This is a genomic window from Novosphingobium sp. BL-S-24, from assembly GCF_055521575.1.
Genome location: NZ_CM145488.1, coordinates 653,929 through 675,267, shown reverse-complemented (window position 1 = coordinate 675,267; position 21,339 = coordinate 653,929). Strand labels below are relative to the sequence as shown.

Sequence of the window (21,339 nt, the reverse complement as noted above, 5' to 3'; positions counted from 1 at the left end):
CTCCTGCAGGCACGTCGTTTTGGCGCAGTGCAGCCTTGGGCACGCAACCAAACTGCCGCGCGGAACACTCCCGATGAAAGACCGCAGGAGACATTCATGGAAGACGATCGCATCTGGGAATTTGAAAAGGGCCTGTGGGTGGGCGACGAGCAGGAATACCGGGCGAAGATTGACGAATCCTCGCTGTTCGTGGTGCCGGCACCGCCGTATGTGCTGGGCGGCCATCAGGCGATGGATGCCATGGCGAAGACACCGCGTTGGGAAACCGCAGAATTCAGCGAACAAAAGGTCGAGCGGCCGCAGGAAGGGCTGATCGTGATCGCCTATCGCGTGAAAGCGAAGCGTAGCGAGGGCAACGATTACGAGGCCCATTGCACCTCTACCTTGCACCGGCTCGGCCACGATGACTGGCGCGTCGTGCAGCACCAGCAGACACCGCCATTGACCCTCGGCGCGCAGGGAGCGGAATAACAAGGCAGGGAGGGGCGCTGTCCCTCCCAAGCCGTTACAACATCCAGGCGATCGGCAGGCGAGAGCAGATCGCGATGAGGACGTGATCGACCAGCTTCATCCCCGGTTCACTCGTATCCACCGTGCCATCTTTCGCCGTCCATATCAGCGAATCGTCAGGGGCGAGGCTGACGGCATGGGCCGCATCGGGGATGATGCTCTCAAACGCATCGGCGACATGCGCAGCAAACAGCTGGCTGTGAATGACGAAGCCCAGCTCGGTATTGAGGCGGATTGATCGCGGGTCGAAATTGAAGGACCCGACGAACAGACGTTCGCGATCGACCGTGATCGTCTTGGCATGGATGGTCGAAGCGCCGGACCTAAGCGCAGCAAACGATCCGCTGCCCGTGGCGCGCAGGCGGCTACCGACACCCAGCCGGTTGCCGCGGCGGCGTTCCTTCTTTGACGGACCGTCGCGGCCGGAGGGAGAGGTTTCGAACAGACGCACCCCAGCTTTCAGCAGCCGTTCCCGGCATGGCGCATACCCCGCATGGACGAGCGCCACGTCGGTCGCCGCGTAGCCGTTGGTGAGGACGGATACCGCCACGCCAGACTCAGAAAGCGCGCAAAGCTGCTCGGCGCTGTGTTCGCCCGGCACGAAATAGCCCGACACGATCGCCAGTTCCTGCTCCGGCGTGCCGATCGCCTTGTCAAGCTGCCCGGCCAGCATCTCGTCCTGATCGAGATCGCCCAGCACTTTGGCCGGATCGTCGCTGATCATCTCGACATGGGCCCATTCCATGTCGAGCGTGCCCTGTTGGACCTCATGCACCAGCGGCAGGCTCTGCAAACGCTCAACGTAGCGGCGGGCGGAGGCATCGCGCTCCACGACCGAAGCGCGTTTTACGAGCCGGGTGCGCTGACGTTTGCTGACTTTGGGCAGGATCTGTTCGGCAGGGTATGCCGACTCGCAGTTCCAGTAGCGGTCGAACTCGGATTCCACTTCGCGCACTACGGGACCAACGGCAAGGACATCGAGATCAGCGAAGAGCGCGCCGTCCGCCGCCCCGAAATATTCGTCGCCGATATTGCGACCGCCCACGATCGACACGGCGCCGTCTACCGTGAAGCTCTTGTTGTGCATGCGGCGGTTGAGGCGCGGAAAATCGGTCAGGAAGCCGAGCGCCTTCGGAAAGCGGACTCGGAATGGATTGAAGATGCGCACTTCGATCTGGGGGTGGTCGTTCAGCGCGGACAGGACATGGTCCAGCCCGGTGATGCCGTTGTCGTCCAGCAAGAGGCGCACGCGCACCCCTCGCTCGGCGGCGGCGTGGACCGCTTCCAGAAACAGAGTTCCCGTGCGGTCGCCGTGCCAGATGTAATACTGCAGATCGAGGGTCCGCTCGGCGGCGCGGACGAACAGCAGCCGGGCCGCGAAAGCATCGACACCGTCGCTGAGCAAGTGGACACCGGACAAGCCCGGATGCCTGGCAGCCTGGTCTGCCGTCGCCCGGCACAGGGTGCTGTCAGGACGGGCAGGCGCAGGCGCCGGCGCGGGGCATTTGCGGACGGGCAGCCGATTGATGAAAATCAGGCCGAGGCCAGCCGCCACGGCGCCGCCGGCACCAAACAGCGCCGTTCGCCATGGGCCTGCCCGCATCATCGATCTGTGTCCTAGCATCGGGTCCGTTCGTCGTGTTTGCCCGCATCATGCTGCGCATCGGATAGCGCAGATCTGGGCATTACCTTCCCAGCAATGAAGGAGGTGCGCTCGCGCTACAACCCCGTGGACCAAAGCGCCTTGGGAGAAAGAAGGTCAGCGCGATGCGTCGGGCGTCCGTCCCCCGGGCGCTATCGGCACTTTGAGCCGGGCGATCAGGCTGCCGTCTGACGATGCAGCAAAAGACAGCGCGCCTTCGAAGCGCATCATTAGGCGATGAGCAGTGGGCACGCCAAGGCCGAAACCCTTGGTATCCCGTGCCCGTGCTTCATCCATGCGGAAGAAGGGGTCAAGGATCGCCTCGAAATACTGCGAGGGGATGCCCGGACCGGAGTCGGCGACTTCGATGAACCAGTGGCGGCCCTCCCGCTGGATCGATACGCGTGCCCGGGTGCCGAACTGGATCGCATTCTCCACCAATGCGGTGAGGGCGAGCGAGACGGGTTCGCGGAAGGTCCGCACAGGGGCCGGGCCTGCCGACGACACTTCCGCCTGCTCCCCATACTGGAACAGCACGCCGCGGACCAGTTCGTCGAGGTCCAGGTTTTCCGATTCAGCCGTCAGATGCTGCGCGCGCAGGAAACGTTGCAGCGAGGCAAGCAGGCTTTCCATTTCGTCGACGCTGGACTGGATCACGTCGCCCAATTCGGCGTCGTCGATCAGCTCGGCGGCGATTTTCTGGCGGGACAGGGGTGTGCGCAGATCATGGCTGATCGCCTCGAACGAGCGTGCCTGATCCTGCAGCAGACGGGCGATGCGTTCTTGCATGACGTTCATCGAATGGGCGAGCTTACGCAGATCCGGCGATCCGCTTTCGGTAACCTCTACCTGTCGACCCTGGCCAATCGCGTCCGCAGCATCGCTCATGCGTCGCAGGGGGCGAGTAAGCACATGCAGCGCCATCAGGCCGATGAACAGGCACGCGGCGGTCGTCGCCAGGGTGAGCACGGTGGCGCGCAGGGCCACCGGCCACATCGCGTTCATGTCCCGCGATCGAAAGTTCAGCCAGTGGCCGTCCCCCAGCTTGATCGACCCGACGAGGTCGCGCTTGTTGCGGTCAACCTTGCGCACCGCCAGCCGCAGCGACCTGCCGCCAAGCGAGGGCTCCCATTCAACGATGCGCTGTGCGATGTCCTCCAGCGCATCCGATTGACCGGGAACATCGACGCTTGGTTTGTCCGCCACGGCGGCCGCCAGATGGCGCGTGCTCATGGTGGGCGCGGTAAGTGTGGGATCGAGCGCGTGGATGCGATCGCTGACGACCAGCATTTCCGCCACACGCCGCGCATGATCCTCACCCAGCGTTTGCTGGTCGATCGACTGGTAGAACAGAAGGCTGGCGGCAAGCTGCATCATGCCCAAAAGCATGAACACGAGAGCAACGTAGACCGCGAAGCGCGGCGCGAAAGGGCGGGCCACCTCTGATCCTCTCTCGTTGGCGATCGGCGGGCAGGACATCTCGAACGCAACACCAGCGGTCCCACCCCCGGTATCGCGCGTCAACTGCCTGGCAACGATTTGATACATCGAACAAATCGCTGAGTGCCGTTCTTGCGTCCCAAACGCGGCACGCTATCTTTCCCACAGGGCAGCTGGGACGACCATGACCGGCGGCTCGCATTGGTTTGAAAGCCCTGCGTTTCTTCCGGGGCTTCGAGAGGAGACTACCCATGGATGCGAAGACGAGCGATCCGCTGAGCGGTTGCCCACATCAGAACGCGGTAGCCCGGCGGGCGCTGACGGGACGGTCGAACCGGGACTGGTGGCCCAACCAGCTTTCGCTGGATATCCTGACCCAGGGAGGCGTCCCGTCCAGCCCGATGGGTTCGGATTTCGATTACGCCACGGCGTTCAATACGCTGGACTATGCGGCGGTGAAGGCTGATCTTCATGCGCTGATGACCGATAGCCAGCCGTGGTGGCCTGCGGACTATGGCCATTACGGGCCGTTCTTCATCCGTATGGCGTGGCACAGCGCCGGCACCTACCGCACCGGTGACGGTCGTGGTGGCGCGTCCAGCGGCTCGCAGCGGTTCGCGCCGCTCAACTCGTGGCCGGACAACGGCAACCTCGACAAGGCGCGGCGACTGCTGTGGCCGATCAAGCAGAAGTATGGCCAGTCCCTTTCATGGGCAGACCTCATGATCCTGGCGGGCAATGTCGCGATCGAATCAATGGGTGGCCCGGTGTTCGGCTTTGGCGGCGGGCGTGCCGATGTGTTCGAACCGGAAAAGGACGTTTACTGGGGCACCGAGGAAGAATGGCTCGGCCAGACCCGCATCGACGAGAAGGAAGGGTTGGCCCTGGAAAACCCGCTTGCGGCGATTCAGATGGGCCTCATCTACGTTAATCCCGAAGGCCCCGGTGGCGAGCCTGACGCGGTCGGCTCCGCGCGCGATATTCGCGAGACGTTCGCTCGCATGGGCATGAACGACGAGGAGACCGTGGCCCTCACCGCTGGCGGCCACACATTCGGCAAATGCCACGGCGCGGGCGACGCGTCGCTGGTCGGTGCAGAACCGGAAGGCGCGGACATCGCCCAGCAGGGTCTCGGTTGGCAGAGCGGGCATGAAAGCGGCATGGGCGATCACACGATCACGTCCGGCCTCGAAGGTGCCTGGACGCCGAACCCGATCCAGTGGGACGGCGGCTACTTCCACATGCTGCTCGACTACGAATATGAATTGGTGAAAAGCCCGGCCGGCGCGCATCAGTGGCAGCCGATAAACCAGAAGCCGGAAGACATGGCGCCGGGCGCGCATAGCCCCGAACGTCGTTTGCCGACGATGATGACCACTGCCGACATGGCGATGAAAGTCGATCCGGAATACCGCAAGATTTCCGAGCGTTTCCGCAACGATCCCGCTGCATTCGCCGATGCGTTCGCGCGGGCCTGGTTCAAGCTATGCCACCGCGACATGGGGCCGAAGGCGCGCTACCTCGGGCCGGAAGTCCCGGCCGAAGACCTGATCTGGCAGGATCCCATCCCGGCAGTCGATCACGCCCTGATCGACGCAGGCGACATCGCGGAACTGAAGCGCGCCGTCCTGGCATCCGGGCTAACGGTAACTCAGCTGGTGGCGACGGCGTGGGCTTCGGCCTCCACCTATCGCGGCTCCGACCATCGCGGCGGCGCCAACGGCGCGCGCATCCGCCTTGCGCCGCAAAAGGACTGGGACGTCAACGAGCCTGCGAAGCTTGCCACGGTTCTCGAAGTCTATGAGCGGATTAAGGCTGACTTCGACGGCAAGGCCAGCGGCGGCAAGAAAGTCTCGATCGCCGATCTGATCGTGCTGGGCGGTAACGTCGGCGTCGAAAAGGCCGCTGCTGATGCTGGCAGTCAGGTAGAAGTTCCGTTCACTCCGGGTCGCACCGATGCCAGCGCTGAACAGACCGATGCGGAAGGCTTCGAGGTGCTGGAGCCAAAAGCAGATGGTTTCCGCAACTATCTTCAGGTGCGCTTCAGCGTCCCGACCGAGGAACTGCTGCTTGACCGAGCGCAGTTGCTGGGCCTGTCCGCACCGGAAATGACAGTGCTGGTCGGCGGCCTGCGCGTGCTCGGCGCGAACCATGGTGATGGCAAGGAAGGCGTGCTGACTGATCGGGTCGGCCAGCTGACGAACGATTTCTTCGTCAATCTGCTCGACATGAACACCGCCTGGAAAGTGGTCGATGAAAGCGGCGACGAAAAGTTTGTCGGCAGCGATCGCGGCAGCAACGAACAGCGCTGGACGGCGACTCGCACCGATCTTGCCTTTGGTTCCAACTCGCAGTTGCGGGCATTGTCGGAAGTCTATGCTTCCGCTGATGCGGGCAAGAAGTTCGTGACTGACTTCGTATCGGCATGGACCAAAGTGATGAACGCGGATCGTTTCGATCTCGCTTGATTGAGAAAGGAGAGCGAGCGGTCCATGCCGCTCGCTCTCCTTTCCTCAGCCCCGGTTGGCGCCAGGCCGGGTCTTTTGCGTCGCCCATCCGTCGGCGCCCAGACGCTCGACCTGCCGGGTGATCGTCTCGCCTACTTGCTGGGCTTCCGCATCACGGCAACCGGTGTTGTAGGTCAACGCACTGCGGGTCCCGTTGGCCGCGATCCATTCGATCGAATAGCTCGCCATGTCGGTGGGCAGGGGCGATTTGCATTCGTACGCCTGCTCAGCGCCGGTGACTGGACGCAGCCCCTGCAGCGCTTGCCGTACGTCTTCGTAGCCCTGACGCCCCACGGCATGGGTACGTTCACCCAGCACTTCGGTATGCCGCTCTCCCTTGAAAGCGACATTACCGGATGGCGTCACGGCGACCGAATAGACCGGGCAAAACCCGAAGCAGGGGCCGCGGGAAATGCGGATTTCCTCCTCCATGGATGCCGCGGCTTTAGGCGGTTGAAGGGCACCGGGCTGCACGCGGGGGGCGCAGCTTGGAAGCAACCCGGTGCCCAGGGCGATGGCGAACAGAAACCGCGCGCGCATCGCCTTTACCAACCGACCGTGATGGAACCGCGCAGGGCTAGGTCTACCCTGCCGTGGCGATCCTCTGCCGACACTTCGCCGCCCATCGTAAAGCCTGCTGAGCCGCCGATGGCACGAACCCGGGCGAACCAGCCGCTGGTGGCGTCATTGCCGGTGAGAGTGAAGTCCGGCCCGCCTTCGAAATGGGCCGTTGTCGCACCCAGGCCGCCCTTCAGGATCTCGCGCCAGCCACCTTCGGTTTCCACGCGGAACCAGTTTTCATCTTCCGCGCGCATGCCCAGGAAATCGACGCCGATGGTCATGCTGGGATTGACGGCCAGTTCGTCACTCTTGCGGCTGTTGACAGTCAGGTTCAGCTTTTCGCCGCCCTTTTCGGTGTAGCCGTCTTCCTTCAGGCGCACGTAGTCCACCGTGACTCCGGGCCGGAAGAAGAAGAACTGCGATCCGCCCTCGAACGAGGCGCCACCGGCGGCCGTGACGAACGTGCCGTCCCACTTGCCTTCCATCTTGCGACGCACTTCCTCGGTGCCGGCCATGCCGACGAAGTTACGCGTCCCGTCGAAATCGGCCATGCCGTACGACCCGCGTGCAAAAGCGCTCAACGGGCCGAATTTGGCGCGCCAGTGGGCAGCCAGTTCCAGCGCGGTGCCGTCGACTTCATTGATGTCGCCGTTGCGGTGGTTGTTCCACAGGTAGGCGACCGTCGCGCCGAAGCGGCCCATCTTCGTCTCGTACTCGCCGGTGGCCGACCAGGCATAGCCGCTCAGCTTATAGGCTGCGCTGTCGCCGGTCTTCCGGTCGCTGCCCCAGACCGCCATGTTGATGGTGGTGCTGAAGCTGCCGCTGCGCACGATCGGCCCGATCGGGTCCTGCATCTGCCGAGCCAGCGCGCGGGTGCCGAGGCTGATGCTCTCGAACGCGCCGCCCGCGTGATCGGGCAGCAACTGACCGACAGCGGCGCGGAAGGTTTCGCCCTCGGTGATGCCAAGGAACACGTCGGCGACTTTCTTGTCTTGGCCCAGCACGTTGAACACGGCATTGTAGGCCGCCGCGCCGGAGCGGTTGAGTCCCAGTTCGGACACGGTGCGGCGCGAGACATCGACGACGATGGTGTTCGCGGCGGCGGTCTTGTTCAGTTCGGCCTTGAACATGAACGGCACGAGGTCGGTGGACGTGGCCAGCTTGTCGCGCCCAGTCAGGGTTCCGGCAGTGAGCACCTGATAGCTGCCCTCTGCTGTTCCCACGTCGGCGATGCGGATGGCCAGCTTGGCTCCCTCGGCGAAGTTGGCGTTGCCCGCAACGGTGTAGCCTGATCCTGCCCCCGCCGCTTTGTTCAGCGTGACCATGACGATGCCGGTCGATCCCACGTCCAGCGAGCCAATGACGGCGGGCCGGTTGATGTCCAGCGTACCGCCCGCAACCTTGACGGCGAGGGTGGCGGCATTCGCTACCGATCCGGTGAAGCGCGCGGTTCCGGCGAGGTTCAGCACATCCGTTCCGCCGCCGAAATCGACCGCGCCTGAGTAGACGCTGGTCCCGGCAAGCGACATCGTATCGCTGCCGCTGCCGAAGGAAACGGCGCCGGTCTGCGTCGCGTCGCCGGACAACGACAGCGTGTTGTTACCGGCACCTAGAATGACATTGCCGGTCAACGAGCCGTCGGCAAGGTCGAGCGTGTCGTTGCCGGACCCCAGGCGTACGTCCCCGACGATGGAGGGCGCGGTGATGCCGGCGGCGACCTGCGTTTGGCGCACCGTCAGGTTGGCGGTCGAGCCGGACAAGTCGATCGCGATGTTGCGGCCTTCGCCTGCCTTGGCTCCGGTGGCGGAGATCGTGCCGGCATTTTCGATCAGGGTCAGCGTGCCGCTGGCGTCGGAGATCGCAGTGGCCGATCCTTTCTCTCCGGCGACGGCCTTGATCGTTCCGCTGGTGCGCAGGATCGGCAGGTTGCCGCCAGCGTCCACGCGAACCGCCGTGGCCACCGCGCCCACGGTGTTGCCACCCCCGGCGGAGATCGTGCCGGTGTTCTGCAGCAGCGGTGTAGAAGCGCCGCTGCCGATGCGCAGGGCCGTGGCGCTGGCGCCGTTCGAGGTGGCAGTGACGGTGCCCGATACGCCAATTCCGTTCGCAATCGTCACCGCGCCGCCGCGTCCACCGACCACAAGGCCATTGGCGTTGATGCCGGAATAAAGGCCGAGGCCTTCGACCGAACCATCGACGATAAGGCCGAAACCGCTGGCAGTGCCCGCAACCGGCCCGATGGCGATGGCTCGGTCGGTCGCGCCGATCTGCACGGCCGGCGCCGCGCCATAGGACACGACCTTTGCGTTGCCCTCCTTGGCATCCTCGATCCCGTCGGCATCGGAGTCCGGCTTGGCGGGATCGGCCTTGGGTGCGACCGCCAGAATGATGCCGCCGCTTACATTGCCCTCGACCAGCAGGGCAGGGCCGCCTTGCAGCAGATCGTCAGCGTCCAGCTTCGAAGGATCGGCGGGCGGGGTGGTGGTGCGGTATCCCGTGGAGGCGATGTTGCCCTGTACGACCATTGCTCCGTTCACGTCGCCTGCGAAGCGCGCGCCGATCGCGTCCTTGCCTTGCGCGGAAACGGTGCCGGCGAGTCGGACATTCCCGTCGATCGCCTGGGCGGAAACGCCCACGGTGCGATCACCGATGACTTTCGTGGTGCCGTCATGCGTGAACGCGCCGGTCAGCTTGCCGCCAAGCGCGATACCGGCCGAATCGTTGCCTTCGATCGTGATCGTGCCGCCGTTGGTCAGCTTGCCGGTATGCGCGCCCTGCGTGCGAATGCCGTAGCGATTGGAGCCAAGCGCGAACGGACCGTCGAGGTCGCCGTCCTTGTCGGTGTCGGTCGGCTCATAGGGCTCGTCGATCGTGATCGTACCGGTATTGGTGATGTCCCCACTGACGCCCGCCAGCGAATCGATGCCGACCGAACCGTTGGCGTTGCTGATCGCAATTGCCCCGGCGTTGCTGACGGCATGGTTGCTGTCCTGCGTGACGGCGCTTCCGGCAGTGACCGTGACGCCGCCTGCGGAAGTGATGTTGATCGCATCGGCAACGCCGTTCTTGACGGTCGATGTCCGAAGCGGCGCGGTGCGCTTGGTGGTGATATCTTCGGCATGGGCAGCGGAAGCGATGGCCAGCAATGCGCTGGTGGCAAGCAGGGTCTTGGCAGACAGGTAGCGAGGCATCTTCGTCCCTTCAGGCGGTCAATGACCACTGAGACGGAGACCTTCGCGGCCAGCCTTGAAAAAAATTTGCATGGAGCGGGAACCATGCACGATTCGACCGTCAGAAGCGGACGTCCAGCCCCAGTCGCACCGTGCGCGGTCGCAGCGGCGTCACCTGATCGCGCGCGGTGCCAAACGGGGTGCCGAGCGAGAAGCGATTGCCGCGCGAATTGGTGATGTTGTTCAGCGCCAGCGTCACGCCATATCGCTCCGTGCCGAGCCGTACATCTGCGCCACTGTCCAGATAATCGCCCTGCGGTCGTCCGAGTTCGGGGCCGATTCCCAACCGGGATTCGCCTACGTAGCTGGCCCAGCCGTTGGCGGTGATCCGCAGGTTCTCGCGCAGTTCGCGGTTCCAGCCGATGCCGATCCGGCCCGAAAACTGTGCGATGTTGGGCACTTGCATCGATCGGGCCAGGGTGGCGTCCAGCAGGCTTTGACCCGACATCGAAGCGGCTGGCGCGCTGCGGGCGACAAGAGCCAGCAGTTCAAGCGGCGGCGTGTCCACCCTGCTGTGGTTCCACGTCGCCCCTGCTTCGATGCGCAGGCCCGTCGCCACTTGGTATCCTCCGGTAACGCTGGCCGACCAGACTCGCCCGTCGCCGATATTGGCCGTGCTGGGCAAGCCGGAATTGTCGATGAAATCGGCCTGAATGTCGCGCCAGCGGGTGTAGGATACGCTGGCGGAAAAATCGAAATTGCCTGCGCCGGGGCGGCCATGGCGAAGGCCGAACTCCCACGTTCCGGTGCGATCGCCCTTGAAGCGGCGAACGAAATCGCTTTCGATCGCGAAACCGCCGGGTCGGAAGCCTTCCTGATAGCGCATGTAAAGCGCGGTATCGCGCGTGACTTCGGCGTTCAGCGCCACGGACGGCAGAACGGTCGTCGAAGTGCGATCCGCCGTCACGGCCGCGCGGGCGAAGGCGATGGAGGGCAGCACATCCTCCCCCGCGCCACTCAGCCGTGAATGGGTGATGCGGCCGCCCGCAGTGGCGGTCAGGCCGGGGCGGATGCGCAGCGATCCTTCGGCGTAGATCGTCGCCTCGTCGATCGTGTTACGCACGCCCGTCGCCGCCTGCGTCGATACTTGCGTTTCGAAGCCACGCGTCAGCACCGTACGGTTGTGGGTATAGCTTGTCCCCAGGATCCAGCTGAAGCCGCCGCGTTCCGGCTGCCAGATCCGGGTTTCGTGCGCGATCATGCGGGTGCGGTTCTGCTGCGCGAAAAGGCGGGGGGCGTCTTCGCTTTGGCTCGCGTCGTAGCGTTCCTGAAGATGCTGGCGAACCGCGCCCGTCGTCGATCGTATGCGGATTTCACCGATGCGGCCGGAGATTACCAACTGCCCCATCAGGTAATCCGCGTCCGACCCTTCCTGCACCAACGCATCGCTGGTGAGCGGAGGGCGGGCGCCGCGTGTGGCGTACTGGCTGTCGCGTGCAGTCGTGGACTGGCCCAGGCCGATCAGGTCGACCGTCCAGTCCGGGGCGATCTGCGCGCGCAGGCTGGCACGACCGCCAAGAATGCGGGTGCGGTTCACGTCGCGCCGATCGATGCGCGGCTTGTCGATATAGCCGCCCAGCGTCGCCGCATCGACATTGGCGCGAAATGCCATGCTGTCGCCCAGCGGCAGGTTGACCATCGCCGCCGCGTCGCCGCCGGGAGAGCCGTCCTGCGTCAGCGATCCGCCCACCGCCATCGATCCGCTCGTCTGTCCAAGGACCGGCGGATTGGGGACAAGCCGAATGATGCCGCCCAGCGATCCCGCGCCGTACAATGTGCCTTGCGGACCTTCCAGAACTTCCACGCGCGCCATGTCGGACAGGCGCAAGTCGGGATCGGGCGCGTTATACGTCAGGCGCAGATCGCCAAGGTACTGGCCGACCGTCGCCTGCGTCGGCCCTGTAAAGCTGGAATCGGCAATGCCGCGAATGAACAGCTTGTTGCGACCGCTGCCAAGATGCGTGGACGTGACCGTGGCGATGCGCTGGGTGATCTTTTCCGTGCCGCCGATGCCGCCCGCTTCCAGCGAAGCGCCATCGAGGATCGAGACCTGGCCGGGTATCTCGCCGATCCGCAAGTCGCGCTTGGAGGCGATCACGACGATCGGTACGGCTGGCTCCTGCGGGCGCGCAACCGGACGGGGTCGGGGGGTGACGGGCGCAGCGGCAGAGGCGCGTGGTGCTGGCGCTGCCTCGATCCGCCATGCTCCCGGCGCCACGGCGATGGCGCGGCCACCGGCAGCCTTGGCCAGTTGCCGTACCGCCGTCGCCGCCGCCATCCGTCCGCGCATGGGCCGAACCAGGCGTCGGGCGATCCGGGGGTCGGCGATAATGATGCTCGATCCGGTCTGCCGCGCCAGTTCGATCGCCACCTCGCCCGCTGATCCGCCGCGCGTCGAAACCCCGACCTCCTCAGCGAAGGCAGTGCCGGGCAGGGCCAAAGCGGCCGCCAGAACGATCGGGGCAACGCGCATTTCGTCTATTTGGCGCCGATCATCCAGCGCCTGCCCTCGGCACGGACCGACAGACCCAGCAGCGGACCCAGCGCGGCGGGGTTCCGGCGCAGCGGAGCGACGAGGATGGAGCCGGACACGGTGCCGTCCGAGCCGGCCGCTGCGCCATAATCGATTCCGGTTGCGCGCTTCAGTCGGTCGGCGACTTCACTGATCGGCGCGGCGTCGAACGTCAGGCGGCCTTCGCGCCATTCGCCGACTTGCGGGGTTGCGATCCGGTCGAGCGAATAGCCTGTGCCCCGTTGGCGGAGCACCTGTCCGGGGGATACGCGAACGTCCGCGCCGCCCGGATCGAACTGCACCGCGCCTTCGGAAACCGCAACCGTCAGGTCGCCGCCATCGTGTTGCACGTCGAACACCGTGCCGATGTCGACCAGCCGCCGATCGCCTGCCATCACTTCGAACGGGTGTGCGGCGTCATGGCGGACGGTGAAAAGGGCCTGCCCCTCGTCAATCTGGGCAAACCGTTTGTCGTTGCGATCGAACCGGACGGTCGTGCCTCCGGCGAGCGCCACCCGCGTGCCGGGATCCAGTGTGATCTCGCGCGTTTCGCCAAGAGCCGTCTGCACGACATAGAGATTACGCTGCTCGCCATGCAACAGCCAGAACCCCGCCACCAAGGCAAGGCACGCCGCGAACGCACCGCCGAGCCAGGCACGACGGGTGCGCGGCGATGCGGGATAATCGTCGATCAGGTTATCGTTGCCGGGTCCCGCATCGGCGATCAGTTCGGCCGATTCCGCAACGGCGGCAGATACCTCATCATATGCCTGAGCATGAGTGGGGTCGGCCTCCAGCCATAGGGTAAAGGCTTCCCAGTCGGCAAACGCGGGGTCGCCCGCGCGCACGGCCCAATCCAGCGCCTGTTCCCGGATTTCAGCTTCAATCGCCATCACGCGCTCCTTCTGAGCCGAAGACGGAATCGATCGCCCGCAACCTTGGCGGCAACGTGGATACCGGCATCATCGTGCGCGCTCCTTCCACTCGGCGAGCGCGCGATAAGCGATGCGCAGGTCGCTTTCCACCGTACTCAGGCTGATGCCGAGATCGGCCGCGATGGCTTTCTGGGGCAGGCCGTCGATCCGGTGCAGCCGAAAGATCGCCGCCGGGCGAGCGCCCAGGCCGTCCAGCACCGCCAGCGCTCCCGCCGCTTCCTGCGCGGCAAGAACGCGGCGTTCGGCGGACGGTTCTGCCGACACTCCCGGAGGATCGCCGGCGTTCGCCTCGGTCCAGTCGCGATCGCGGACGCCGGCTTGCCGCGTGGAGCGAAAGCGATCGATCATCAGCAGGTCGGCGGTGCGGAACAGGTAAGGCAACGGCGCGGCGACAGGGCCGGTGTGGCTGGCGGCGATCCTGATCCATACTTCCTGCACCAGGTCTTCCGCCGCATCGCCAGCGCCCCGCGCGCGCAGGAACCGCACCAGCTTGTCCCGGTGTTCCAGAAAAGCCGCTTCAAGTCCGGCGCTGGGGTTGTTTGCTGTCACTGGGCGCATGGATGTTTCGGTTCGCCAGCGCAGATAGCCGTTCGCGCGGCTGCGGGGAAGGGGGCGCTCGACGTATCAGCAAGGGCGTTTTGCGCGGCGTCGAACAATTTGCGCCTAGGCTCTTGCCACCCTTGGGATCGCTCTCTATAGGCGCGCTCCTGCCTCGGGCGGTCCTTCGGATCGCTCGATCGGTCGGGGAATAGCTCAGCCTGGTAGAGCACTGTCTTCGGGAGGCAGGGGCCGGAGGTTCGAATCCTCTTTCCCCGACCATTTACACCGCAAAAGGCGCGTCTTCGGATGCGCCTTTTGTCGTTTCGAGGCGCCTTTGTGGTTCGGACTGGACGGGCTTTCCCGTGTGCCGATCGGTGCAAGGCTTTCGCTTCGGCGTTTGGGGCGATAGGCTGCCTTCCATGACCACCGCCACGCTTGACGCCGATCTCGTTGTCGCCACCCATGCCCCGCATTGGGAGCACCAGTACCTCGATCTCATGCGCCGAATCTGGACGCAGGGGGACGAGCGGGTCGATCGCACCGGAGTCGGCACGCGCTCGCTGTTCGGCGAAACGATCCGCTTCGATCTGGCGGACGGGGCCATGCCCCTGCTGACGACCAAGCGCGTCTACTGGAAGACCGCGACGCGCGAGATGCTGTGGTTCCTGACCGGCGACACCAATATCCGCAAGCTGTGCGAACAAGGCGTGGAAATCTGGACGGACTGGCCGCTCGACCGTTATCGCCGCGAAACGGGCGACCTGATCGAGCGCAAGGCGTTCTCGGCCCGGATCGTCGCGGACGAGAATTTCGCCCGCCGATGGGGGGATCTGGGGCCGGTCTATGGCAAGCAATGGGTAGACTGGCCGACCTATGAGGCCCAGGGCGAAGGACTGTTCCGGCAGGGTCCGGGCATCAATCAGGTCGCGCAGCTGATCGAGGGGATCAGGAACAATCCCGGCAGCCGCCGCCACATCATCGAAGGCTGGAACGTCGCGGAGCTGGACGCCATGGCGCTGCCGCCCTGCCACAAGACGTATCAGTTTCACGTTTCGGGCAACCGCCTGTCATGCCTGCTCTATCAACGCAGCTGCGATCTGGGCTTGGGGTTTGCGTTCAATATCTGGTCGCAGGCGTTGCTCACCCGCATGGTGGCGCAGCAGTGTGATCTGGAACCCGGCGAGGTCGTCTGGACCGGCGGCGATGTCCATTTGTACCTCAACCACGCCGAATTGGTCGAGGAACAGCTTTTGCGCCTACCCTCGGGCCAGCCGAAAATGACCATACTTCGCCGTCCCAAATCAATTTTCGATTATGAAATCAATGATTTCGATGTGATTGATTATGCGCCGCAAAGCCATATTGCCGCCCCTGTCGCGGTATGATTGACATTGCTCAATCTTGAAATAATATAACTCTGACGTGGAATTTTGAGACTCACTATTCCTCGTCGGACATTCGCTGGGAGAGCGATCAACATGGCCTCAGGCCCGGATAAAACAGCCACGCAGCGGGGCAATCTGCCGCCGCTCGAACTCTACGTTCCCGAGCCGCGTTATCGGCCGGGCGATGTGGTGGATTATTCACACCTTCCAGTGCCGCCCGCTGGCAAGCTGGCTCGCCCGGACGAGAACTGCGAGGCGAGCGATACCTGGCCGCTGACTCTGGACATGATTCGGGTGCTTGATGAAAGCGACCGGGCCGTGGGTGCGTGGGACCCGGGCCTCGATCCCGAGACGCTGCGGCGGATGCTACGCACGATGGCGCTGACCCGCGCCTTCGACGACAGGCTCTATCGCAGCCAGCGCCAGGGCAAGACCAGCTTCTACATGAAGTGCACCGGCGAAGAGGCGATCTCGGTCGCCTGCGCGATGGCGCTGGCCAACGACGACATGGTGTTCCCCAGCTATCGCCAGCAGGGCGTACTGATCTCGCGCGGGTATCCGCTGGTGGACATGGTCAACCAGATCTATTCCAACCGCGCCGATCCGTTGAAGGGCCGCCAGTTGCCGATAATGTATTCGGCCAAGGACTATGGGTTCTTCTCCATCTCCGGCAACCTTGCCACTCAGTTCCCCCAGGCTGTGGGTTGGGCGATGGCCAGCGCGATCAAGGGCGACAGCCGCATCGCGACAGCATTCATCGGCGAGGGGTCGAGCGCGGAGGGAGACTTCCACGCCGCGATGACGTTCGCAGCGGTTTATAACGCGCCGGTGGTGATGAACATCGTCAACAACCAGTGGGCGATCTCGAGCTTTTCCGGGTTTGCCGGGGCGGAGCGCACGACGTTCGCCGCGCGCGCCACAGGCTATGGCATCGCCGGGCTGCGAGTTGACGGCAACGATGCGCTCGCCGTCTATGCCGCGATGGAGTGGGCCGCCAACCGTGCCCGTGCCAACCAAGGGCCGACCCTGATCGAGCACTTCACCTACCGCGCCGAGGGGCACTCAACCTCGGACGATCCCAGCGCCTACCGTTCCGCGCAGGAGCGCGAGGAATGGCCGCTGGGCGATCCGGTCATGCGCCTCAAGAAGCACCTGATTGCGCTCGGCGAATGGTCCGAGGAACAGCAGGAAGCGATGGACCGTGAACTGGTCGAGCAGGTCAAGGCCGCGACCAAGGAAGCGGAAAAGAACGGTGTGCTGGGTCACGGCCTGCACCACCCGTTCCATACCATGTTCGAGGACGTGTTCGAGGAACTGCCGTGGCACCTTGAGGAGCAGGCCGATCAGGCCATCCGTGAGCGTGGTATAAAATGGCCCGAGTGGAAGGAGCACGGCGATGCTTGAGGAAGATCCCGTGAGCCTGCGAGAGGCGCCGACCCGCAAGATGAACATGATCGAGGCGATCAACGATGCGCTCGACATCATGATGGCGCGTGATCCCGACATCGTGATCATGGGCGAGGATGTCGGCTACTTCGGCGGCGTGTTCCGCGCGACGGCGGGCCTGCAGAAGAAGTTCGGCCGCAACCGGGTGTTCGATTCACCGATCAACGAATGCGGGATCATCGGCGCGGCAGTGGGCATGGCCGCCTATGGCCTGCGCCCGGTGCCGGAAATCCAGTTCGCCGACTATATCTATCCCGGCCTGGACCAGCTCGTGTCCGAGGCGGCGCGCATGCGCTATCGCTCGGCTGGCGAATTCACCGCGCCGATCACGATCCGCTCGCCCTTCGGCGGTGGTATCTTCGGCGGTCAGACGCATAGCCAGAGCCCGGAGGCGCTGTTTACGCACGTCGCCGGCCTGAAGACGGTGATCCCGTGCACGCCGCACGACGCCAAGGGCCTGCTGATCGCCTCGATCGAGGATAACGACCCGGTCGTCTTCTTCGAACCGAAGCGCATCTACAACGGACCGTTCGATGGCTACTACGACAAGCCTTCGCGCACCTGGAAAGCCCATCCGGGTGGCGATGTGCCGGAGGGGTACTACAAGATCCCGCTCGGCAAGGCGCGCATCGTGCGCGAAGGGGCGGCGCTGACCGTCCTGTCGTACGGCACGATGATCCACGTTGCCGAGGCGGTGCTGGCCGAGAAGGGCATTGATGCCGAGATCATTGACTTGCGCACGCTTGTCCCGCTCGACATCGAGACTGTGGAGAAGTCCGTGGAAAAGACCGGCAAATGCCTGGTGATACACGAGGCGACCCGCACGTCCGGCTTCGGCGCGGAACTATGCTCGCTGGTGCAGGAGCGTTGCTTCTACCACCTCGAAGCGCCGGTGGAACGCGTCACCGGGTTTGACACCCCTTACCCGCACAGCCTTGAATGGGCTTATTTTCCCGGTCCCGTTCGCATCGGCGAAGCGGTCGATCGGCTTATGAAGGATTGATCTGATGGGACGCTATGTTTTTACGCTCCCCGACATTGGTGAGGGGATCGCCGAGGCCGAGATCGTCGCCTGGCACGTCAAGGTCGGTGACACGGTCGAGGAGGACGGCCGCCTTGCCGACATGATGACGGACAAGGCGACCGTCGAGATGGAAAGCCCGGTTTCGGGCACCGTGATCGAAGTTGCAGGCGCGGAAGGCGATGTGATCGCCATCGGCTCGGCGCTGGTGGTGATCGAGACGGAAGGCGAGGACAGCGAAACCGCGCAGGCGCCAGCGCCGACAGCGGCCGTGGTGGAAGAGCGGATCGAAGCCGAAAACCCGGATGCAGGCGATGCCGATCGGGTCGCCGAGGCGGAAGCGCAGACCCCCGCCGCTCCGCCGCCGGAACCGAAACCGGCCAGACCGCAAGCGGAAGCTCCTGCCAAGACCGTTGCTGCCCCGAAGAGCGAGCCTGCTCCGGTGACTGGCAGCCACGCCAAAGTGCTTGCCAGCCCGGCAGTGCGCAAGCGGGCGCAGGATCTTGGCATCGATCTGGCCGAAGTGCGCCCTGCCGAAGATGGCCGGGTGCGCCACGCCGATCTCGATTCCTTCCTGTCCTACAATTCCGCCGGCGGTTTCCAGCCTGCAGGACGCAAGGGCGTGGACGAGCAGGTGCGGGTGATCGGCCTGCGTCGCCGCATTGCCGAGAACATGGCCGCGTCGAAGCGCAACATCCCGCACTTCGCCTATGTCGAGGAGTTCGACGTAAGCGCGCTGGAAGAAACCCGCGCGCAGTTGAACGCCGGGCGAGGGGATCGCCCCAAGCTGACGATGCTACCGTTCCTCATCACCGCGATCTGCAAGCTGCTGCCGCAGTACCCGATGCTGAACGCGCATTACGATGACGAGGCGGGCGTGGTGACGCGTTATGGCTCGGTCCATCTTGGCTTCGCCGCACAGACCCCTGGCGGGCTGATGGTGCCGGTCATCCGCGATGCGCAGGATCGCAATCTGTGGCAGCTCGCCGCAGAAGTCACGCGTCTTGCCCAGGCCGCGCGCGATGGGTCGGCCAAGTCCAACGAGTTGTCGGGGTCGACCATCACCGTCACCTCGCTCGGGCCGATGGGCGGCGTTGCCACGACGCCGGTCATCAATCGCCCCGAAGTCGCCATCATCGGGCCGAACCGCATCGTCGAGCGGCCCATGTTCGTGAAAGGCCCCGACGGGACCGAGCGTGTCGAAAAGCGCAAGATCATGAACATCTCGATGAGCTGCGACCATCGCGTCGTCGATGGTTGGGATGCCGCCAGCTTTGCCCAGGACCTGAAGAAACTGATTGAGGCACCAGCCTTGATTCTGGCTGGCTGAGAAGACTAATTTGCCGCCGATCACCGCCTTTAAAAGGCGGTGGTCGGCTGCCTTCAATGCGCCGTTTCTGAGCTAATTTTCACGTCATCAGAAAGCGTCGTAAAAAAGTCTCGGAAGGCCCGGCTAGGCGGTTGACAGCCCTGTGGCTGTGGCCTAGTGGCGGCGCTCCCAAGCGGACGCAACCGCAAGAACGCGGGTGTAGCTCAGTTGGTTAGAGTGCCGGCCTGTCACGCCGGAGGTCGCGGGTTCGAGCCCCGTCACTCGCGCCACTTGGGACTTCCTTTCTGCTCTGGCAGTTGGAAGCATGGTCCATGCCCCTGACAAGGCGCGGGCTGTCCGGGTCTCCGGAATAGAGTTCAAGGTCGAGCTTGCCTCGGCCTTTTTTCATCGCTGCGCGGGTGTAGCTCAGTTGGTTAGAGTGCCGGCCTGTCACGCCGGAGGTCGCGGGTTCGAGCCCCGTCACTCGCGCCACTTCTCAAGAAGTGGCCAATAACGCCAAGCGATGAACCATCGAAAAAGGCCGGGTTGAAGCCCGGCCTTTTCGTTTTCCAGCGATGTCGTCGAGTGTGAAGAAACTAGGCGATCAGCGCGTCTCCGGATCCTTGGGCGGGGCGCTCCAGCGACCGGTTTCCATCCAGATCAGAAACCGTCCCAACGGCATGATCCAGACGATGCCCAGCAGCAGGTAGACGGGCGTCTGCGCCAGGGCGTTCCACTGCCCGATCAGCGGCGGAACCAGTGTCGCGACGGCAATCCCGTAGAGTATCAGCACCGCGACGATAGCCAGCACGCCCATTGGTATTCGCCATGTCGGAGTTTCGCGCATCTGGCTCATGTCCTTTCGAGCGGCTGGGCCTGATAGATCCGTGTCGGGGTGACGACGGCGGCTAGCGGACGGTCGTGGCTTTCTATGGGCAGTTCCTCGGCCAATTGGCAATCCCACGCAAGGCCGATCGCCGGAACCTGCGGGTTCGCATCCAGCCACCGATCATAATGGCCGCCACCCTGGCCCAGCCTATGCCCGTCCGCCGTGAAGGCCAACAGGGGCACGATGACAAGGTCGGGTGTCACCGCCGCTGCGTGTGCTGGGGGCTGCTGGGCACGCCACGGACCGGCACAAAGCTTCGTCTCGTCCCATGGATTGTCCCAGAGACGGAACTCCATGGGCGAACTGCGGGAAGCGAACCAGGGCAGCGCGACACCGCGACCTGTCTCGGCCAGCCACCTCGCCCAGCCCAAAGCCGGGGCTTCCGATCCAGAGGGATAATAGATGCCGACGATCGCATTGGCGGGGATCGCCTCCACCAGCGGCGCCGGGGGACGATTGAGCATCAGCGCGCGCAAGCCTGCGGGAAGCCCGTCGACATGCTCACTGCGCGCCTGTCGGTATGAGCGCCGGAGCGCGGCCTTGGCATCGGCAAACGGGCTAATGCCGGGGGGAATGGGGGGTGACGGGTCCACCATGGGTCGTTTCCTAGAAATCCTCTGACGCCTCGACGTCAGGTGGGGACCATGTGCGTCGGACCAGGATCCGGGCAGGGACAGCCCCCAATGGATTGCTTATAGCCTCAGGGATGTTCGAACGGCACGTGCCGGGCAGATCCCGTCACGTCCTTAGTTAGGCGCTTGGCGCGTCACTCTCAAGACGCAAGGCGAGATTTTCGACATGCGATGCGATCCGCGTCAATCGGTCGGCAAATTCCGGAGACAGCGCGGCGGGCGTGGGCGACGGTGCTGGAGCGGCAGGCCGATTGCGCAGTTCGTGCAATTCGTCCGCCATCATCAGGGCGGCGAACAGCAGCATCCGCGTTTCCGTTTGGCCTTCTGCACCGGATGCGGCGGCCTTTTCATCGATCAGTCGGCCAAGACGCAGGACATGCGCCTCTTCGCCATCGGCGCAGGCGAGCGTGAAAGGGCGAGTGCCGATGGATAACGTGACATTGCCCATCAAGTGGCTCCCGCGCTTGCAAGAAGTTCATCCAGGCTGGCCAGCGACTTGCCGACGCGCTGTCTGAGGTCCTGATGCCGGCGAAGAAGATCGGGGTCGCCCGTCACGATCGGGCGATCGGTGGCAGCTTCGATCCGCGCCAGAGCTTCCTCGATCCGGTCGAGGGCGAGCAGGGCTGTGGCCTCGTTCATGCTGTCTCCGCTGCTGTATTAATGATCGTCTGGCAACCACTTGGCAGGGGTTGTTCACAGCCTTCTGACGCGTTAGCCGACATTGGCGTCCTTCATGCGACAGGCTGACCGTTATCTGCGGCTGCCGGGCGAGGACGCGTG

The 21,339-nt window shown here is 64.4% G+C and carries 17 protein-coding genes and 3 tRNA genes; 9 read left to right on the top strand and 11 right to left on the bottom strand.

Annotated features, from left to right (window positions below):
* Positions 1-96 precede the first annotated feature (96 nt).
* Complete coding sequence (locus ACZ1JM_RS08420) at positions 97-471, top strand: DUF4440 domain-containing protein (RefSeq protein ID WP_465134377.1); 375 nt, start codon at positions 97-99, stop codon at positions 469-471.
* Between the two features lie 34 nt (positions 472-505).
* Here ACZ1JM_RS08420 and ACZ1JM_RS08415 read toward each other — a convergent pair whose 3' ends face one another.
* On the bottom strand, positions 506-2,116 hold the full coding sequence (locus tag ACZ1JM_RS08415) for a phospholipase D family protein (protein ID WP_465134376.1): 1,611 nt from the start codon (positions 2,114-2,116) through the stop codon (positions 506-508).
* 153 nt (positions 2,117-2,269) lie between these two features.
* Positions 2,270-3,700, bottom strand: coding sequence for an ATP-binding protein (locus ACZ1JM_RS08410; RefSeq protein ID WP_465134375.1), 1,431 nt, complete (start codon positions 3,698-3,700; stop codon positions 2,270-2,272).
* 143 nt (positions 3,701-3,843) lie between these two features.
* Here ACZ1JM_RS08410 and katG point away from each other — a divergent pair, with 143 nt between their 5' ends.
* A complete protein-coding gene (katG, locus tag ACZ1JM_RS08405; RefSeq protein WP_465134374.1) occupies positions 3,844-6,060 on the top strand; it encodes a catalase/peroxidase HPI in 2,217 nt (738 codons plus the stop codon).
* Positions 6,061-6,105: 45 nt separating this feature from the next.
* Here the strand turns inward: katG and ACZ1JM_RS08400 are convergent, their stop codons facing one another.
* The 5 genes from ACZ1JM_RS08400 to ACZ1JM_RS08380 form a co-directional block, all read right to left on the bottom strand.
* Positions 6,106-6,639 carry a DUF6438 domain-containing protein gene (locus ACZ1JM_RS08400; protein ID WP_465134373.1) on the bottom strand — a complete coding sequence of 178 codons (534 nt, stop codon included), beginning with the start codon at positions 6,637-6,639 and terminating at the stop codon, positions 6,106-6,108.
* Positions 6,640-6,644: 5 nt separating this feature from the next.
* Complete coding sequence (locus tag ACZ1JM_RS08395; protein ID WP_465134372.1) at positions 6,645-9,851, bottom strand: autotransporter domain-containing protein; 3,207 nt, start codon at positions 9,849-9,851, stop codon at positions 6,645-6,647.
* Positions 9,852-9,951: 100 nt separating this feature from the next.
* Entirely contained in the window at positions 9,952-12,363 is a 2,412-nt protein-coding gene (locus ACZ1JM_RS08390; RefSeq protein WP_465134371.1) for a TonB-dependent receptor, read from the bottom strand.
* A 5-nt stretch (positions 12,364-12,368) separates the two neighbouring features.
* Positions 12,369-13,295, bottom strand: a complete 927-nt coding sequence (locus ACZ1JM_RS08385; RefSeq protein WP_465134370.1) for a FecR family protein — start codon at positions 13,293-13,295, stop codon at positions 12,369-12,371.
* Between the two features lie 69 nt (positions 13,296-13,364).
* Positions 13,365-13,895: an RNA polymerase sigma factor gene (locus tag ACZ1JM_RS08380; RefSeq protein ID WP_465134369.1), complete on the bottom strand. Its 531-nt coding sequence runs from the start codon at positions 13,893-13,895 to the stop codon at positions 13,365-13,367.
* 184 nt (positions 13,896-14,079) lie between these two features.
* Between ACZ1JM_RS08380 and ACZ1JM_RS08375 the strand changes: the two genes are divergently transcribed.
* The 7 genes from ACZ1JM_RS08375 to ACZ1JM_RS08345 all read left to right on the top strand — a co-directional run bounded on the left by ACZ1JM_RS08375 (position 14,080) and on the right by ACZ1JM_RS08345 (position 19,530).
* Positions 14,080-14,156 (top strand) — tRNA-Pro (locus ACZ1JM_RS08375).
* A 140-nt stretch (positions 14,157-14,296) separates the two neighbouring features.
* Entirely contained in the window at positions 14,297-15,262 is a 966-nt protein-coding gene (locus ACZ1JM_RS08370; RefSeq protein WP_465134368.1) for a thymidylate synthase, read from the top strand.
* 93 nt (positions 15,263-15,355) lie between these two features.
* Positions 15,356-16,666 carry a thiamine pyrophosphate-dependent enzyme gene (locus ACZ1JM_RS08365; RefSeq protein WP_465134367.1) on the top strand — a complete coding sequence of 437 codons (1,311 nt, stop codon included), beginning with the start codon at positions 15,356-15,358 and terminating at the stop codon, positions 16,664-16,666.
* Entirely contained in the window at positions 16,659-17,711 is a 1,053-nt protein-coding gene (locus tag ACZ1JM_RS08360; RefSeq protein ID WP_465134366.1) for an alpha-ketoacid dehydrogenase subunit beta, read from the top strand. The genes ACZ1JM_RS08365 and ACZ1JM_RS08360 overlap by 8 nt, the downstream gene beginning before the upstream one ends.
* 4 nt (positions 17,712-17,715) lie before the next feature.
* Positions 17,716-19,059, top strand: a complete 1,344-nt coding sequence (locus ACZ1JM_RS08355; RefSeq protein ID WP_465134365.1) for a dihydrolipoamide acetyltransferase family protein — start codon at positions 17,716-17,718, stop codon at positions 19,057-19,059.
* Between the two features lie 192 nt (positions 19,060-19,251).
* A tRNA-Asp gene (locus tag ACZ1JM_RS08350) sits at positions 19,252-19,328 on the top strand.
* 125 nt (positions 19,329-19,453) lie between these two features.
* Positions 19,454-19,530 (top strand) — tRNA-Asp (locus tag ACZ1JM_RS08345).
* Positions 19,531-19,642: 112 nt separating this feature from the next.
* Here ACZ1JM_RS08345 and ACZ1JM_RS08340 read toward each other — a convergent pair.
* From ACZ1JM_RS08340 to ACZ1JM_RS08325, 4 genes are all read right to left on the bottom strand, one after another.
* A complete protein-coding gene (locus tag ACZ1JM_RS08340) occupies positions 19,643-19,885 on the bottom strand; it encodes a DUF2842 domain-containing protein (RefSeq protein WP_465134364.1) in 243 nt (80 codons plus the stop codon).
* Between the two features lie 5 nt (positions 19,886-19,890).
* Positions 19,891-20,523 (bottom strand): 5-formyltetrahydrofolate cyclo-ligase, encoded by a 633-nt coding sequence (locus ACZ1JM_RS08335; RefSeq protein WP_465134363.1) that lies wholly within the window; start codon positions 20,521-20,523, stop codon positions 19,891-19,893.
* 154 nt (positions 20,524-20,677) lie between these two features.
* Positions 20,678-21,007, bottom strand: coding sequence for a cell division protein ZapA (locus ACZ1JM_RS08330; RefSeq protein WP_465134362.1), 330 nt, complete (start codon positions 21,005-21,007; stop codon positions 20,678-20,680).
* Positions 21,007-21,198 carry a hypothetical protein gene (locus ACZ1JM_RS08325; RefSeq protein WP_465134361.1) on the bottom strand — a complete coding sequence of 64 codons (192 nt, stop codon included), beginning with the start codon at positions 21,196-21,198 and terminating at the stop codon, positions 21,007-21,009. The genes ACZ1JM_RS08330 and ACZ1JM_RS08325 overlap by 1 nt, the downstream gene beginning before the upstream one ends.
* Positions 21,199-21,339: the final 141 nt, after the last annotated feature.